Source organism: Pseudomonas sp. NPDC088890 (genome assembly GCF_044900155.1).
In the GTDB taxonomy this organism is placed as follows: Bacteria; Pseudomonadota; Gammaproteobacteria; order Pseudomonadales; family Pseudomonadaceae; genus Aquipseudomonas; species Aquipseudomonas urmiensis.
Genome location: NZ_JBJDNG010000006.1, coordinates 251,415 through 266,626 on the forward strand (window position 1 = coordinate 251,415; position 15,212 = coordinate 266,626).

A 15,212-nucleotide genomic window follows, 5' to 3' on the forward strand; every position below is an offset into this window, starting at 1 on the left:
CACGCCCCATGTCTGCTACACTCGCGCCCGCCTCCCAGATGCAAACCCGACTAAAGCAGTAGGTCTTATAGTTGACTTAAATGCTCGGGAATCGCATACTCGCTCACATCTTGTAACTCCCGTGGTACCCATACGCCATGCGACTGACTACCAAAGGCCGATACGCCGTGACCGCCATGCTTGACCTGGCACTGCACGCGCAGCATGGGCCGGTGTCTTTGGCCGACATTTCCGAGCGCCAGGGCATTTCCCTCTCTTATCTGGAACAGCTGTTCGCCAAGCTGCGCCGTAGCAGTCTGGTTTCCAGCGTGCGCGGTCCAGGCGGTGGCTACCAGCTGTCGCGGGGCATGGAAACCATCCAGGTGGCCCAGGTCATCGACGCGGTCAATGAATCGGTCGATGCCACCCGCTGCCAGGGCCTGGGGGATTGCCATGCCGGTGACACCTGCCTGACTCACCACTTGTGGTGCGACCTCAGCCAGCAGATTCATGAATTCCTCAGTGGCATCAGCCTGGCCGACCTCGTGATGCGCCGTGAGGTGCAAGAAGTCGCCCAGCGCCAGGACCTGCGCCGTGTCGCAGGCCGATCCGCCCAGCTGGACAAGATTGAGACGTCCGCCGTCGACTGAACCGTGACGACGAGCGACGCCAACGCCTGATAGGAGATACCCAATGAAGTTGCCGATCTACCTCGATTACTCCGCGACCACCCCGGTCGACCCACGTGTGGCCCAGAAGATGGCCGACTGCCTGCTGGTCGACGGAAACTTCGGTAACCCGGCTTCGCGCTCCCACGTGTTCGGCTGGCGCGCCGAGGAAGCGGTCGAGAACGGCCGTCGCCAAGTAGCCGAGCTGATCAACGCCGACCCGCGCGAGATCGTCTGGACCAGCGGTGCTACCGAGTCCGACAACCTGGCGCTGAAGGGTGTTGCGCACTTCTATCAGACCAAGGGCAAGCACATCATCACCTCCAAGATCGAGCACAAGGCGGTCCTGGATACCGCTCGCCAGCTCGAGCGTGAAGGTTTCGAAGTCACCTACCTCGAGCCAGGCGAAGACGGTATCGTCACCCCGACCCAGGTCGAGGCGGCGCTGCGCGACGACACCATCCTGGTCTCGCTGATGCACGTCAACAACGAAGTCGGCTCGATCAACGACATCGCCGCCATCGGTGAACTGACCCGTTCGCGCGGCGTGCTGTTCCATGTCGACGCCGCCCAGTCGGCTGGCAAGGTCGAAATTGACCTGCAGAAACTCAAGGTCGACCTGATGTCGTTCTCGGCGCACAAGGTCTACGGCCCGAAAGGCATCGGCGCGCTGTACGTCAGCCGCAAGCCACGGGTTCGCCTGGAAGCCATCATTCACGGCGGTGGCCATGAGCGCGGCATGCGTTCGGGCACCCTGCCAACCCACCAGATCGTCGGCATGGGCGAGGCGTTCGCCATTGCCAAGCAGGAAATGGCCAGCGAGAACGTCCGCATCAAGGCCCTGAGCGACCGCTTCTTCAAGCAGGTCTCGGACCTCGAAGAACTCTACGTCAACGGCAGCCAGACTGCCCGCGTGCCGCACAACCTGAACCTGAGCTTCAACTACGTTGAAGGCGAGTCGCTGCTGATGTCGCTCAAGGACATCGCGGTATCGTCGGGTTCGGCCTGCACCTCCGCTTCGCTCGAGCCGTCCTATGTACTGCGCGCTCTGGGCCGTAACGACGAGCTGGCACATAGCTCGATCCGCTTCTCCTTCGGCCGCTTCACCACTGAAGAAGAAGTCGACTACGCCGCGCAGGAAGTCTGCAAGGCAGTCAACAAGCTGCGTGAGCTCTCGCCGCTGTGGGACATGTACAAAGACGGCGTCGACATCTCCAAGATCGAGTGGGCCGCCCACTAAGCAGTCGCCGGCAAGAGCGGCTCCCTGATGAGGAAGGAATTGCACCATGGCATACAGTGAAAAGGTCATCGACCACTACGAAAACCCGCGCAACGTCGGCAAGATGAACGCCGACGATCCGGATGTCGGCACCGGCATGGTCGGCGCCCCGGCCTGCGGTGACGTGATGCGTCTGCAGATCAAGGTCAACGAGCAGGGCGTGATCGAAGACGCCAAGTTCAAGACCTATGGCTGCGGTTCGGCCATCGCCTCCAGCTCCCTCGCCACCGAGTGGATGAAGGGCAAGACCCTGGACGAAGCCGAAACCATCAAGAACACCCAGCTGGCTGAGGAACTCGCGCTGCCGCCGGTCAAGATCCACTGCTCGGTACTCGCCGAAGACGCCATCAAGGCGGCCGTACGCGACTACAAGCAGAAGAAAGGCTTGATCTGAGTCGCAAGACTCAACGGTAAGCACAGCTAAGCAAAGGAGCTCCGATGGCTATCAGCATGACAGAAGCCGCCGCCAACCACGTGCGGCGTTCCCTCGACGGGCGCGGCAAGGGTGAGGGCATTCGCCTGGCCGTGCGCACCACCGGTTGCTCGGGCCTGGCCTACGTGCTGGAGTTCGTCGACGAAGTGGCGTCTGAAGATCAGGTGTTCGAGAACCATGGCGTGAAGGTCATCATCGACCCGAAAAGCCTGGTTTACCTCGACGGTACTGAGCTCGACTTCGTCAAGGAAGGGTTGAACGAAGGCTTCAAGTTCAACAACCCCAACGTGCGCGGTGAGTGTGGCTGCGGCGAAAGCTTCAATGTCTGAGGCTTGACGTGGGTACTCCTTGCCATTTCGCTCTGTTTGACCTCAAGCCGGGCTTTCGTCTGGACCTCGACAAGCTGGCCGTTCGCTACCGCGAGCTGGCCCGCGAGGTCCATCCGGATCGTTTCGCCGATGCCTCCGAACGTGAACAGCGCATTGCCCTGGAAAACTCGGCAGCGTTGAACGACGCCTACCAGACCCTGCGCAGCGCCCCGCGGCGTGCCCGCTATCTGCTGGCCATCAGTGGCCACGAAGTGCCGCAGGAAGTCACCGTGCACGACCCTGACTTCCTGTTGCAGCAGATGGAGCTGCGTGAGGAGCTCGAAGAGCTGGACGATCTGGACGGTGTCGCGGTGTTCAAGAAGCGCCTCAAGGCTGCCCAAGACACGCTCAACGAGGATTTCGCCGCCTGCTGGGATGATGCTGCGCAGCGTGAACAGGCCGAGCGCCTGATGCGCCGCATGCAGTTCCTCGACAAGCTCGCCCAAGAAGTGCGCCAGTTGGAAGAGCGCCTCGACGATTAACCCGGCGTTGCCGTGACGACGCCTAAGGTATCTAGATAAGCATGGCCCTACTGCAGATCGCCGAACCCGGTCAGAGCCCACAACCGCACCAGCGCCGCCTGGCGGTGGGGATCGACCTGGGTACCACCAATTCTCTGGTTGCCGCCTTGCGCAGTGGCCTGAGCGAGCCGCTGCCCGACGCGCAGGGCAGCGTCATCCTGCCGTCCGCCGTGCGCTACCTCGATGGCCGCGTTGAAGTCGGCCAGGCTGCGCGCGACGCTGCCTCCAGCGACCCGCTCAATACCATCTTGTCGGTCAAGCGCCTCATGGGCCGTGGCCTGGCAGACGTCAAGCAACTCGGCGAACAGCTGCCTTACCGCTTTGTGGGCGGCGAGTCGCACATGCCGTTCATCGACACCGTCCAAGGGCCGAAGAGCCCGGTGGAAGTGTCTGCCGACATCCTCAAGGTGCTGCGCCAGCGTGCTGAGCAGACCTTGGGTGGCGACCTGGTTGGGGCGGTGATTACTGTCCCGGCCTACTTCGACGACGCCCAGCGCCAAGCCACCAAAGATGCCGCCAAACTGGCCGGCCTCAACGTTCTGCGCCTGCTCAATGAGCCGACCGCTGCTGCCGTGGCTTATGGTCTGGACCAGAACGCCGAAGGCGTGGTGGCGATCTTCGATCTGGGTGGCGGTACGTTCGATATCTCCATCCTGCGTCTTACCGCTGGCGTCTTCGAAGTGCTGGCCACTGGGGGCGACACGGCCCTGGGTGGTGACGATTTCGATCATGCGATCGCTGGCTGGATCATCGAGCAAGCGGGTTTGTCCGCTGACCTCGACCCCGCTACCCAGCGCCTGCTGCTGCAAACTGCCTGCGCCGCCAAGGAAGCCCTGACCGACGCCGACGTAGTCAGCGTTCAGCACGGCGCCTGGCAGGGCGAGCTGAGCCGGGTGGCCTTCGAAGCGATGATCGAGCCGATGATCGCCCGCAGCCTCAAGGCTTGCCGGCGCGCGGTGCGCGACAGCGGCATCGAGCTCGAAGAGGTCGGGGCGGTGGTCATGGTGGGTGGTTCGACCCGCGTTCCGCGTGTACGCGAAGCGGTCGGCACGCTGTTTGGCCGTACCCCGCTAACGTCGATCGACCCCGATCAGGTGGTCGCCATCGGCGCCGCGATCCAGGCCGATACGCTGGCGGGTAACCGTCGCGAAGGCGGCGAGCTGTTGCTGCTGGACGTTATCCCGCTGTCGCTCGGTCTTGAGACCATGGGCGGACTGATGGAGAAGGTGATCCCGCGCAATACCACGATCCCTGTGGCCCGCGCGCAAGAGTTCACCACTTATAAAGACGGCCAGTCGGCCATGATGATCCACGTCCTGCAGGGTGAGCGGGAGCTGATCAGCGACTGCCGCTCCCTGGCCCGCTTCGAGTTGCGCGGCATTCCGGCAATGGTGGCGGGCGCGGCGAAAATCCGCGTGACCTTCCAGGTCGACGCCGACGGGCTGCTCAGCGTAGCCGCCCGCGAGCTGGGCTCTGGCGTGGAGTCGAGCATTCAGGTCAAGCCGTCGTACGGCCTGACCGACGGAGAGATCGCCCGCATGCTCAAGGACTCCTTCGAGCACGCAGGTTCCGACAAGCAGGCGCGTCAGCTGCGTGAGCACCAGGTCGACGGCGAACGCCTGCTCGAAGCGGTGCAGGGCGCATTGGACGCCGATGGCGAGCGCCTGCTAAGCGCCGAAGAGCGCGAGGCTATTGCCTTCCAGATGCAACAACTACGTGATTTGCTGGCCGGCACCGATGGCCCTGCCATCGAGCAACAGACCAAAATTCTGTCGCAGGTGACCGATGCATTTGCCGCCCGTCGCCTTGATTCGACGGTCAAAGCCGCACTGGCCGGGCGCAACCTGAATGAGATCGAGGAGTAACCGATGCCCCAGGTGAAATTCCTGCCGCACGAGAAGTTCTGCCCGGAGGGCCTGGTGGTCGAGGTGCCGGCTGGCACCAACATCCTCGAGCTGGCTCACGAGCACCATATCGAGATGGAAAGCGCCTGCGGCGGCGTCAAGGCCTGCACCACCTGCCACTGCATCGTGCGCCAGGGCTTCGACTCGCTGGAAGAAGCCGACGAGCTCGAAGAAGACATGCTGGACAAGGCCTGGGGCCTGGAAGCACAGTCGCGCCTGGGTTGCCAGGTAGTGGTCGGTGATGAAGACCTGACCATCGAAATCCCCAAATATTCGCTCAACCACGCCGCTGAAGCGCCGCACTGAGTCTGGAGGCTGGCATGAGTCTGAAATGGGTTGATGTACTTGAGATCGCCATCCAGCTTGCAGAAAGCAAGCCTGAGGTCGATCCTCGTTATGTAAATTTCGTCGATCTGCACCGTTGGGTACTGGCCCTGCCAGAATTTAGCGACGATCCGTCACGCGGCGGTGAGAAAGTGCTCGAGGCCATCCAGGCGGCTTGGATCGAAGAAGCCGACTGAGCGTTATCTGCAGGTTAGGCAATCCCCTGGAACCCGCGTATAATTCGCGGGTTTAATTTTTCGCAACACTCAATTTTCTGGAGTTACCATGGCTGTTCAACGTACTTTCTCGATCATCAAGCCTGACGCAGTTGCCAAGAACGTCATCGGCAAGATCACCACTCGCTTCGAAGACGCTGGCCTGAAAATCGTTGCTTCGAAAATCAAGCAACTGTCCAAAGCCGAAGCTGAAGGCTTCTACGCTGAGCACAGCGAGCGCGGTTTCTTCGGTGACCTGGTTGCCTTCATGACTTCCGGTCCAGTTGTCGTTCAGGTTCTGGAAGGCGAAAACGCCATCGCTCTGAACCGCGAGCTGATGGGCGCTACCAACCCTAAAGAAGCTGCTGCCGGCACCATCCGTGCTGACTTCGCTGAGTCGATCGACGCCAACGCCGTTCACGGTTCGGACTCCGAAGCTGCCGCTGCTCGCGAAATCGCTTACTTCTTCGCTGCTACCGAGGTAACCACTCGCTAAGCGAAAGCTTACGGGTGAGGGTGAATCCATGACGACATCTACTGGCAAAATCAACCTGTTGGGTCTGACCCAGCCGGAAATGGAACAGTTCTTCGACTCGATTGGGGAGAAGCGCTTCCGTGCCGGTCAAGTAATGAAATGGATTCACCATTTTGGCGTCGATGATTTCGCCGCCATGACCAATGTCGGCAAGGCCTTGCGCGAAAAGCTCGAGGCTGTTGCCGAGATTCGGCCTCCGGAAGTGGTCAGTGAAGACATTTCCGCCGACGGCACCCGTAAATGGGTGATCCGCGTTGCCTCCGGCAGCTGCGTCGAGACCGTCTACATCCCCACCGACGACCGCGGTACCCTCTGCGTTTCGTCCCAAGCCGGCTGCGCCCTGGACTGCAGTTTCTGCTCCACCGGCAAGCAAGGCTTCAATAGCAACCTCACCGCCGCCGAAGTCATTGGCCAGGTGTGGCTTGCGAACAAATCCTTCGGCACCGTCCCGGCCAAAGTCGACCGCGCCATTACCAACGTGGTGATGATGGGCATGGGCGAGCCGTTGCTCAATTTCGACAATGTCATCGCCGCCATGAAGATCATGATGGATGATCTGGGCTATGGCATTTCCAAGCGTCGCGTCACCTTGTCGACTTCCGGCGTTGTGCCGATGATCGACGAACTGGCCAAGCACATCGACGTTTCCCTGGCGCTGTCGCTGCACGCGCCGAACGACGAACTGCGTAACAAACTGGTACCGATCAACAAGAAGTACCCGCTCAAGGTGCTGCTCGAGTCGTGCATGGGCTACATGGCCACCCTGGGTGGCAAGCGCGTACTGACCGTCGAGTACACCCTGCTCAAGGACGTCAACGACCAGCCGGAACACGCGTCGCAGATGATCGAACTGCTGCGCGATGTGCCGTGCAAGATCAACCTGATCCCGTTCAACCCATTCCCGCATTCCGGTTACGAGCGGCCGAGCAACAACGCCATCCGCCGCTTCCAGGACATGCTGCATCACGGTGGTTTCAACGTCACCACCCGCACCACCCGTGGCGAAGATATCGACGCCGCCTGTGGTCAGCTGGTTGGCCAGGTGATGGACCGCACCCGCCGCAGTGAGCGCTACATTGCCGTGCGTCAGCTCAACGACGACGTGCAGATGCAAGATAGCGCCGCGCGCCACTGACCGAGAACCTGCCAATGACCCTGCGCGCCGCGCTGTCGATCCTGACGCTGTTGCTGCTGGCCGGCTGCGTGTCCGGCGGCGCCGGCGATCCGCTGGCCAGCCGTCAAGGTCGGGTCGAGGCGGGGCGGGCTTATGTACAGTTGGGCCTGGGTTATTTGCAACAAGGTTTGACCGAGCAGGCCAAGGCGCCGCTGGCCAAAGCCCTGGCCCTGAATGACCGCGATGCCGACGCCCATGCCGCCCTGGCCTTGGTGTTCCAGGCGCAAGGCGAACCGGCCCTGGCCGAGGAGCATTTTCGCCAGGCCCTGGCGCAGCGCGCCAATGACACGCGGATTCGCAACAACTACGGCAGTTTCCTATATGCTCAGGGGCGTTTTAGTCAGGCCGAGCAGGTCTTTCGCCAGGCTGGCGCCGATACCCTGTATCCTGAGCGCTCGCGAGTCTTTGAAAACCTTGGCCTGACTGCCATGAAGCTAGGGCGTCCAGAGCAAGCGCGCGAGTATTTGGAAAAAGCCCTGCAACTCAACCCACGGCAACCCAGGGCGTTGCTGGAAATGGCTGAGTTGTCCTACGAAAACAGGCATTATGTGCCGGCCCGTGATTACTACGATCGTTTCAGCCAGCTGAGCGACCCGCAAGCCCGCAGCCTGCTGCTGGGTAGCCGCCTGGCGCGGGTGTTCGCTGAACCGGCCGTGGTGGCTGAACTGGGCCAGCAATTACAACGACTTTATCCCGGTACGCCGGAATATCAGCAATACCTGTCGGAGCAACGATGAAAGCCGCTCATCCCGAAGTAGCAGCAGCGTCTCACCAGCACCCCGGTGAGATCTTGCGCCAGGCCCGCGAAAACCGCGATTGGTCGCAAGCCGAGGTAGCCCGCAAGCTCAACCTGACCTTGAGTTCGCTGAACAACCTGGAATCCGGCGCCTTCGACAAGCTGCCAGGGCACACCTTCGCCCGTGGTTACATCCGTGCCTATGCCAAGCTGATGGACATGGACCAAGCCCCGCTGGTGGCCGCCTTCGACCAGATCACCGGTACCCATGCCCAAGGCAGCCAAGTGCATGCGCTGGGCCGTATTGAAGAGCCGGTGCGCCTGTCGCACAACATCCTGCGCGGTGTCAGCTTGCTGTTGCTGGTGGCCGTGGTCGGCGGTGGCTTCTTCTGGTGGCAAGACCAGACCAGCCTGCGCGGCAAGGACCTGGCCAAGATCGCCCTGGAGCACGTCGAAGTCGAAAGCGCCGACGGAACCACGCAGATTCACCCGCTGGACGAGCCAGAAGACCAGGCCGTCAGCGAAGGTCAGCAGCCACAAACCGAGCCATTGGCGCTCGAGCAGGCACCTGCCGGCGAGACCAGCGGCTCCGCCAATGAAGAAGCTACTGCGCCGGCCACGCCCGCAGATACTGCTAGCACCCCTGCGCCGGCAGCCCCGGCCGCTGCGGCACAGGCTCCCGCAGCTGCGGCTGCGCCAGTGGCACCGGTCGCGCCAGTGCCGCCAGTAGCAGCAGCTGCTACCCCGCCCGCCAGCGTGCCGGCGAGCGCCGCCGAACCTGCCGCCCCGGCCCCAGCCGGCAGCGCCAAGGTTGCAATTCAATTCACCGCCGATTGCTGGACTCAAGTCTCCGACGGCAACGGCAAGGTGCTGTTCAGTGCCATCAAGCGCAAGGGTGACAGCCTGGAACTGACCGGCAAGCCGCCGTTCGCGGTACGCCTGGGCTTTGCCCGTGGCGCCCAGGTCAGCTACAACGGCCAGGCCGTCGACGTTGCACCGTTCACCAGTGGCGAAACCGCTCGCCTGAAGTTGGGACAGTAAGTCATGCACGGCGAATCTCCGATCAAACGTCGCGAATCCCGGAAAATCTGGGTCGGCAATGTGCCGGTGGGCGGCGATGCGCCCATTGCGGTGCAGAGCATGACCAACACCGATACCAATGACGTCGCCGCCACGGTCGGGCAGATCCAGCGCCTGGTCGATGCTGGCGTCGACATCGTCCGTGTCTCGGTACCGGACATGGACGCCGCCGAAGCCTTCGGCCGTATCAAGCAGCTGGTCAGCGTGCCGCTGGTGGCCGACATCCACTTCGACTACAAGATCGCCCTGCGCGTGGCTGAACTGGGTGTCGACTGCCTGCGCATCAACCCCGGCAACATCGGCCGCGAAGACCGCGTACGCGCGGTGGTCGATGCCGCGCGTGATCGTGGTATCCCGATCCGCATCGGTGTCAACGCCGGCTCCCTGGAAAAGGACCTGCAGAAGAAGTACGGCGAACCGACCCCAGCCGCGCTGGTCGAGTCGGCGCTGCGCCATGTCGAGCACCTCGACCGCCTGGATTTCCAGGACTACAAGGTCAGCGTCAAGGCGTCCGACGTGTTCATGGCCGTCGAGGCCTACCGCCAATTGGCCCGGCAGATCGTCCAACCGCTGCACCTGGGCATCACCGAAGCCGGCGGCCTGCGTTCGGGGACAGTGAAATCCGCCGTCGGCATCGGTATGCTGCTGGCCGAAGGCATTGGCGATACGATTCGTATTTCCCTGGCCGCAGACCCTGTTGAAGAAGTGAAGGTCGGCTACGACATCCTCAAGTCGCTGCACCTGCGTTCGCGTGGCATCAACTTCATCGCCTGCCCGAGCTGTTCGCGGCAGAACTTTGACGTGGTCAAGACCATGAACGAGCTGGAAACGCGCCTGGAAGACCTGCTGGTGCCGTTGGATGTGGCGGTGATCGGCTGCGTGGTCAACGGCCCGGGTGAAGCCAAGGAGTCGCATGTGGGCCTGACCGGCGGTACGCCGAACCTGGTCTACATCGACGGCAAGCCCGCGCAGAAGCTGAACAATGACAACCTGGTCGATGAACTGGAAAAGCTCATCCGCCAGAAAGCGGCCGAAAAGGTCGAGGCCGATGCGGCGCTGATCGCCCGTGGCTGAAACACAGATTGGTAAGGACTTTTCGTGAGCAAATCGCTGCAAGCCATCCGTGGCATGAACGACATCCTGCCTGAGCAGTCGCCGCTGTGGCGCTACTTCGAGGGCACCGTGGCCGGCCTGCTGGACGGTTACGGCTACAGCCAGATCCGCACGCCGATCGTCGAGTTCACCGAGCTGTTCAAGCGCTCGATCGGTGAAGTCACCGACATCGTCGAAAAAGAGATGTACACCTTCGAGGACCGCAACGGCGATTCGTTGACCCTGCGTCCCGAAGGCACCGCCGCCTGCGTACGTGCAGTGCTCGAGCATGGCATCACGGGCAATGGCCAAGTGCAGAAGCTTTGGTACATCGGCCAGATGTTCCGCCACGAGCGCCCGCAGAAAGGCCGCTACCGTCAGTTCCACCAGATCGGCGTGGAAGTGTTCAACCTCGACGGTCCGGACATCGACGCCGAGCTGATCATGCTCACCTGGCGCCTGTGGGGCCAATTGGGCATCCAGGACGCGGTCAAGCTTGAACTCAATAGCCTGGGTACCAGCGAAGCCCGTGCCCGCTACCGTGACGCGCTGGTCGAGTTCCTCTCGGCGCGCCTGGAGCAGCTCGACGAAGACAGCCAGCGCCGCCTTAAAAGCAACCCGCTGCGCATCCTCGACAGCAAGGACCAAGGCACCCAAGCGGTGCTGGTCGGTGCGCCGAAGCTGGAAGATTACCTGGACGAAGAATCGCGCCTGCACTTCGAGGGCCTCAAGGCCCGCCTGGACGCTGCCGGTATTCCGTTCGTGATCAACACCAAGCTGGTGCGTGGCCTGGACTACTACAGCAAGACCGTGTTCGAGTGGGTCACCGACAAGCTCGGCGCCCAGGGCACTGTCTGTGCCGGTGGTCGCTACGATGGCCTGGTTGAGCAGATGGGCGGCAAGCCGACCCCGGGTGTGGGCTTTGCCATGGGTATCGAACGCTTGATCCTACTGCTCGAGACACTGGGCAAGGTGCCCGAGTCGATCAGCCGCCAGATCGACCTGTACCTGTGCGCCTTTGGCGAGCAGGCGGAGCTGGCGGGCCTGAAGCTCTCCGAAACCCTGCGTGACCAAGTGCCCGGCCTGCGCCTGGCGGTCAACGCCGGTGGCGGCAGCTTCAAGAGCCAGTTCAAGAAAGCCGACAAGAGCGGCGCGCTGTTCGCCCTGATCATGGGTGACGACGAACTGGCGCAACAAGTGGTAGGTTTCAAGCCCCTGCGTGGCCAGGGCGAACAACAGAACATTGCCTGGGATGCTCTGGCCGAGCACCTGCAAGCTGCTCTCGCGCAAGCGTAAGCAGTCAAACAGCCGAATTGCTGAATAGGAGTATTGGGGTGTCGAGTACCGATGATGATGGCCTGGTTGCGGTCAAGGACTGGTGGGACCGCAACGGCAAGCCGCTGCTGACCGGCGCCCTGCTGGCTGCTGCCCTGGTAATGGGCTGGCAGGCCTGGCACAAGTACCAGAATAACCAGTCGCAGGGCGCGTCTGTGTTGTACCAGAACCTGCTGGAAACCAGCCTGACGCCAACTGGCCAACCTGATGCGGCCAAGGTCGCGGAACTGGCCGGCAAGCTCAAGAGCGAATTCGCCGGCACCGCCTATGCCCAATACGGCAGCCTGTTCGTGGCTAAAGTGGCGGTCGATAGCGGTAAGCTCGACGATGCCGCCAGCGAACTCAAGAGCGTGCTGGACAAGCCGGCCGATGCCACCCTGGGCGAAATAGCGCGCCAGCGTCTGGCGCGGGTCCTGGCTGCCCAGGACAAGGCCGAAGACGCCCTCAAGCTGCTTGACGGCGATGCTGACAAAGCCTTCCAGGCCAGCCGCGAAGAACTCAAGGGCGACCTGCTGGTACAGCTCGGTCGTGCCGGTGATGCCCACAATGCATACGAAAAAGCCAAGGCCGCGCTGTCTGATGAAGCAGCGGTCGGTGGCCTGCAACTGAAGCTGGACGACCTGGCCAAAGGGGACGCTTGACGTGATCGGTTGGAAACAAGCAGCAGTGCTGACCCTGGCCGTACTGGCCGCGGGTTGCAGCAGCAACAGCAAGAAGGAACTGCCTCCGGCCGAGCTGACCAAGTTCACCGAAGAAGTGGTGCTCAAGAAGCAGTGGAGCCGTTCGATCGGTGACGGTCAGGGTGAGACCTACAACACCCTGGTCCCGGCCATCGAGAACGACCGTATCTACGCCTCTGATGTCAACGGCTTGGTGATGGCCCTGGACCGCGTCAACGGCGACGTTGTGTGGAAGAAGGATCTGGAGCTGCCGGTTTCCGGCGCCGTCGGCGTAGGCTACGGCTTGGTCATGCTCGGCACCCTCAAAGGTGAAGTGATTGCCCTGGACAGCAGCACCGGTGAGGAGCGCTGGCGCTCCCGCGTCACCAGTGAAGTGCTGGCGCCGCCTGCCAACAACGGTGACGTTGTGGTGGTGCAGACCCAGGACGACCGCCTGATCGGCCTCGATGCCGCCACGGGTGATCGTCGCTGGATCTACGAAAGCACCCCGGCGGTACTGACCCTGCGCGGTACCGGTGCACCGATCGTGACCAATCGCCTGGCCATCGCTGGCCTGTCGACCGGTAAGGTCATTGCCGTGGATACCCAGAACGGCGTGCCCGTGTGGGAAAGCCGCGTAGCTATCCCGCAAGGCCGTTCGGAGCTGGACCGGGTAGTGGATATCGACGGCGGTCTGCTGCTGTCTGGTGGTACCCTGTACGTCAGCACCTACCAGGGCCGCGTTGCGGGCCTGGATCTGGAAAGCGGCCGGGTACTGTGGCAGCGTGATGCCTCCAGCTATGTGGGTGTCGCCCAGGGCTTTGGCAACGTCTATGTCAGCGAGGCCTCGGGTACCGTAGAAGGCGTTGACGAGCGCTCCTCCAGCGCTCTGTGGAGCAACGATTCCATGGCTCGCCGTCAGCTGTCGGCGCCGGAAGTGTTCTCCAGCTACGTCGCTGTCGGTGACTTCGAAGGCTACCTGCACCTGCTCAGCCAGGTCGATGGTCGCTTCGTTGGCCGTGAGCGTATCGACAGTGATGGTCTGCGCGCCCGCCCTCTGGTGGTCGGTGACACCATCTATGTCTTCGGCAACAGCGGCAAGCTCCAGGCACTGACCATCCGCTGAAGCTATGCTTGAGGCCTTGCGGCCTCGAGCCGCGGCGCACGAAGCGCCGCACGAACTCCGGCCGCTGCTTCGCAGCGGCCTTTGCATTTTCAAGAATTCACGAGTGGAGAGCCGTATGGTTCCCGTAATCGCCCTGGTGGGGCGGCCGAACGTCGGCAAGTCCACCATGTTCAACCGTTTGACCAAAACCCGTGACGCCATCGTTGGCGACCTGTCGGGCCTGACCCGTGACCGCCAGTATGGCGACGCCATGTGGCAGGGTCGTTCGTACATCCTGATCGACACCGGTGGTATCACCGGTGATGAAGTCGGCATGGACGAGAAGATGGCCGAGCAGTCGCTGATGGCCATCGAAGAAGCCGATTATGTGCTGTTCCTGGTCGACGCCCGCGCCGGCATGACCGCCGCTGACCAGATGATTGCCGAGCACCTGCGCAAGCGCAACAAGTCGGCCATCCTGGTTGCCAACAAGATCGACAACATCGATGCCGATGTGGCCCGCGCCGAGTTCTCGCCGCTGGGCATGGGCAATGCGATTCCGGTGGCCGGCTCCCAGGGCCGTGGCATCAACGCCCTGATGGAATCTGTGCTCGGCCATATTCCGCGTGACCAGGAAGAGGAAGCGCTCGACCAGGAAGTGGCGCAAGGCGAAGAGGCCGTGCGCATCCCTGGCCCAAGCGAGAAGGATGGCATCAAGATCGCCATCATCGGCCGCCCTAACGTCGGCAAGTCGACCCTGGTCAACCGCATGCTCGGTGAGGAGCGCGTGGTGGTCTACGACCAGCCGGGCACCACCCGCGACAGTATCTACATCCCGTTCGAGCGCGATGGCGAGAAGTACACCTTCATCGATACTGCCGGGGTGCGTAAGCGCGGCAAGATTCATGAAGAAGTCGAGAAGTTCTCGGTGGTCAAGACGCTGCAGGCGATCAAGGACGCCAACGTGGTGATCTTCGTCATGGACGCCCGCGAAGGGGTGGTCGACCACGACCTGAACCTGCTGGGCTTTGCCCTGGAAGCTGGCCGCGCCATCGTCATCGCCCTGAACAAATGGGATGGCATGCAGCCGGGCGAGCGTGACTACGTCAAGACTGAGCTTGAGCGCCGGCTGTTCTTCGTTGACTTCGCCGACATTCACTTCATCTCCGCGCTGCATGGCACGGGCGTGGGCAACCTGTACAAGTCGGTGCAGGCCGCGTTCAAGTCGGCGGTCACCCGCTGGCCGACCAGCCGCCTGACCCAGATCCTTGAAGACGCGGTCAGCGAGCACCAGCCGCCGCTGGTCAATGGTCGTCGGATCAAGCTGCGTTATGCCCACCTCGGTGGTGCCAACCCGCCGTTGATCGTCATCCACGGCAACCAGACCGACAAGATCCCGCGCTCGTACTCGCGTTACCTGGAAAACACCTATCGCCGGGTGCTCAAGTTGGTCGGTACGCCAATTCGCATCGAGTACAAGGGTGGCGAGAACCCGTACGAGGGTAACAAGAACACCCTCACCGACCGTCAGGTCAACAAGAAGCGCCGCTTGATGTCGCACCACAAGAAGGCCGAGAAGAAGCGCAAGGACAAGCGTAAGTAAGCTCGTTTCGCGTAATTGGGGCCGCTTTGCGGCCCATCGCGGGCAAGCCCGCTCCCACAGCAACAGCGTAGATCTGAAGTTCGCGCGGCCCTTGTGAGCGCGGGCTTGCCTGCGCAGCGGCGCCAATACATTCCCTTATTGTTTCAACCTTTTTCCTGACTGCTCGATCCGCTATGCTCGGACTCCATCCCGTGCCGGATAC

At 62.2% G+C, this 15,212-nt stretch carries 17 protein-coding genes; all 17 read left to right on the top strand.

Translation table 11 applies throughout. The features are described 5' to 3' along the window. Window positions 1-137: 137 nt before the first annotated feature. The 17 genes from iscR (at window position 138) to der (ending at window position 15,010) form a co-directional block, all read left to right on the top strand. On the top strand, window positions 138-629 hold the full coding sequence (gene iscR, locus ACI2JX_RS15250; protein WP_042111731.1) for a Fe-S cluster assembly transcriptional regulator IscR: 492 nt from the start codon (window positions 138-140) through the stop codon (window positions 627-629). Window positions 630-672: 43 nt separating this feature from the next. Then, on the top strand, window positions 673-1,887 hold the full coding sequence (locus ACI2JX_RS15255; protein ID WP_404690403.1) for an IscS subfamily cysteine desulfurase: 1,215 nt from the start codon (window positions 673-675) through the stop codon (window positions 1,885-1,887). A gap of 46 nt (window positions 1,888-1,933) precedes the next feature. Beyond that, window positions 1,934-2,320: a Fe-S cluster assembly scaffold IscU gene (gene iscU, locus ACI2JX_RS15260; RefSeq protein ID WP_011532337.1), complete on the top strand. Its 387-nt coding sequence runs from the start codon at window positions 1,934-1,936 to the stop codon at window positions 2,318-2,320. A gap of 44 nt (window positions 2,321-2,364) precedes the next feature. Next, the gene (gene iscA / locus ACI2JX_RS15265) at window positions 2,365-2,688 is read left to right on the top strand and encodes an iron-sulfur cluster assembly protein IscA (RefSeq protein WP_186554089.1); all 324 of its coding nucleotides are present in this window, start codon (window positions 2,365-2,367) and stop codon (window positions 2,686-2,688) included. Between the two features lie 8 nt (window positions 2,689-2,696). Further along, window positions 2,697-3,209, top strand: coding sequence for a co-chaperone HscB (gene hscB, locus ACI2JX_RS15270; protein WP_186554088.1), 513 nt, complete (start codon window positions 2,697-2,699; stop codon window positions 3,207-3,209). Between the two features lie 41 nt (window positions 3,210-3,250). Continuing rightward, window positions 3,251-5,113 (top strand): Fe-S protein assembly chaperone HscA, encoded by a 1,863-nt coding sequence (hscA, locus tag ACI2JX_RS15275; protein WP_368972400.1) that lies wholly within the window; start codon window positions 3,251-3,253, stop codon window positions 5,111-5,113. Window positions 5,114-5,116: 3 nt separating this feature from the next. Next, on the top strand, window positions 5,117-5,458 hold the full coding sequence (fdx, locus tag ACI2JX_RS15280) for an ISC system 2Fe-2S type ferredoxin (RefSeq protein ID WP_186554086.1): 342 nt from the start codon (window positions 5,117-5,119) through the stop codon (window positions 5,456-5,458). 14 nt (window positions 5,459-5,472) lie between these two features. Beyond that, on the top strand, window positions 5,473-5,673 hold the full coding sequence (gene iscX / locus ACI2JX_RS15285; RefSeq protein ID WP_136916531.1) for a Fe-S cluster assembly protein IscX: 201 nt from the start codon (window positions 5,473-5,475) through the stop codon (window positions 5,671-5,673). 88 nt (window positions 5,674-5,761) lie between these two features. Further along, the gene (gene ndk / locus ACI2JX_RS15290; RefSeq protein WP_033701183.1) at window positions 5,762-6,187 is read left to right on the top strand and encodes a nucleoside-diphosphate kinase; all 426 of its coding nucleotides are present in this window, start codon (window positions 5,762-5,764) and stop codon (window positions 6,185-6,187) included. 28 nt (window positions 6,188-6,215) lie between these two features. Next, window positions 6,216-7,361 carry a 23S rRNA (adenine(2503)-C(2))-methyltransferase RlmN gene (rlmN, locus tag ACI2JX_RS15295; protein WP_404690404.1) on the top strand — a complete coding sequence of 382 codons (1,146 nt, stop codon included), beginning with the start codon at window positions 6,216-6,218 and terminating at the stop codon, window positions 7,359-7,361. 14 nt (window positions 7,362-7,375) lie between these two features. Continuing rightward, window positions 7,376-8,137: a type IV pilus biogenesis/stability protein PilW gene (gene pilW / locus ACI2JX_RS15300; protein ID WP_264234817.1), complete on the top strand. Its 762-nt coding sequence runs from the start codon at window positions 7,376-7,378 to the stop codon at window positions 8,135-8,137. Continuing rightward, complete coding sequence (locus tag ACI2JX_RS15305; RefSeq protein WP_404690405.1) at window positions 8,134-9,177, top strand: RodZ domain-containing protein; 1,044 nt, start codon at window positions 8,134-8,136, stop codon at window positions 9,175-9,177. The genes pilW and ACI2JX_RS15305 overlap by 4 nt, the downstream gene beginning before the upstream one ends. Window positions 9,178-9,180: 3 nt before the next feature. Next, window positions 9,181-10,290 (top strand): flavodoxin-dependent (E)-4-hydroxy-3-methylbut-2-enyl-diphosphate synthase, encoded by a 1,110-nt coding sequence (gene ispG, locus ACI2JX_RS15310; protein WP_186554082.1) that lies wholly within the window; start codon window positions 9,181-9,183, stop codon window positions 10,288-10,290. Window positions 10,291-10,314: 24 nt separating this feature from the next. Next, a complete protein-coding gene (hisS, locus tag ACI2JX_RS15315; RefSeq protein ID WP_186554081.1) occupies window positions 10,315-11,604 on the top strand; it encodes a histidine--tRNA ligase in 1,290 nt (429 codons plus the stop codon). A gap of 38 nt (window positions 11,605-11,642) precedes the next feature. Next, a complete protein-coding gene (locus ACI2JX_RS15320) occupies window positions 11,643-12,284 on the top strand; it encodes a tetratricopeptide repeat protein (protein WP_186554080.1) in 642 nt (213 codons plus the stop codon). A 1-nt stretch (window position 12,285) separates the two neighbouring features. Then, window positions 12,286-13,428 carry an outer membrane protein assembly factor BamB gene (gene bamB / locus ACI2JX_RS15325; protein ID WP_186554079.1) on the top strand — a complete coding sequence of 381 codons (1,143 nt, stop codon included), beginning with the start codon at window positions 12,286-12,288 and terminating at the stop codon, window positions 13,426-13,428. Between the two features lie 115 nt (window positions 13,429-13,543). Continuing rightward, window positions 13,544-15,010, top strand: a complete 1,467-nt coding sequence (der, locus tag ACI2JX_RS15330; RefSeq protein WP_404690406.1) for a ribosome biogenesis GTPase Der — start codon at window positions 13,544-13,546, stop codon at window positions 15,008-15,010. Window positions 15,011-15,212: the final 202 nt, after the last annotated feature.

What these genes read in the sequence shown, in the direction of transcription:
- iscR (WP_042111731.1), top strand. Translation starts at nt 138, where the DNA reads ATGCGACTGACTACCAAAGGCCGATACGCCGTGACCGCCATGCTTGAC.
- ACI2JX_RS15255 (WP_404690403.1), top strand. Translation starts at nt 673, where the DNA reads ATGAAGTTGCCGATCTACCTCGATTACTCCGCGACCACCCCGGTCGAC.
- iscU (WP_011532337.1), top strand. Translation starts at nt 1,934, where the DNA reads ATGGCATACAGTGAAAAGGTCATCGACCACTACGAAAACCCGCGCAAC.
- iscA (WP_186554089.1), top strand. Translation starts at nt 2,365, where the DNA reads ATGGCTATCAGCATGACAGAAGCCGCCGCCAACCACGTGCGGCGTTCC.
- hscA (WP_368972400.1), top strand. Translation starts at nt 3,251, where the DNA reads ATGGCCCTACTGCAGATCGCCGAACCCGGTCAGAGCCCACAACCGCAC.
- fdx (WP_186554086.1), top strand. Translation starts at nt 5,117, where the DNA reads ATGCCCCAGGTGAAATTCCTGCCGCACGAGAAGTTCTGCCCGGAGGGC.
- iscX (WP_136916531.1), top strand. Translation starts at nt 5,473, where the DNA reads ATGAGTCTGAAATGGGTTGATGTACTTGAGATCGCCATCCAGCTTGCA.
- ndk (WP_033701183.1), top strand. Translation starts at nt 5,762, where the DNA reads ATGGCTGTTCAACGTACTTTCTCGATCATCAAGCCTGACGCAGTTGCC.
- rlmN (WP_404690404.1), top strand. Translation starts at nt 6,216, where the DNA reads ATGACGACATCTACTGGCAAAATCAACCTGTTGGGTCTGACCCAGCCG.
- pilW (WP_264234817.1), top strand. Translation starts at nt 7,376, where the DNA reads ATGACCCTGCGCGCCGCGCTGTCGATCCTGACGCTGTTGCTGCTGGCC.
- ACI2JX_RS15305 (WP_404690405.1), top strand. Translation starts at nt 8,134, where the DNA reads ATGAAAGCCGCTCATCCCGAAGTAGCAGCAGCGTCTCACCAGCACCCC.
- ispG (WP_186554082.1), top strand. Translation starts at nt 9,181, where the DNA reads ATGCACGGCGAATCTCCGATCAAACGTCGCGAATCCCGGAAAATCTGG.
- der (WP_404690406.1), top strand. Translation starts at nt 13,544, where the DNA reads ATGGTTCCCGTAATCGCCCTGGTGGGGCGGCCGAACGTCGGCAAGTCC.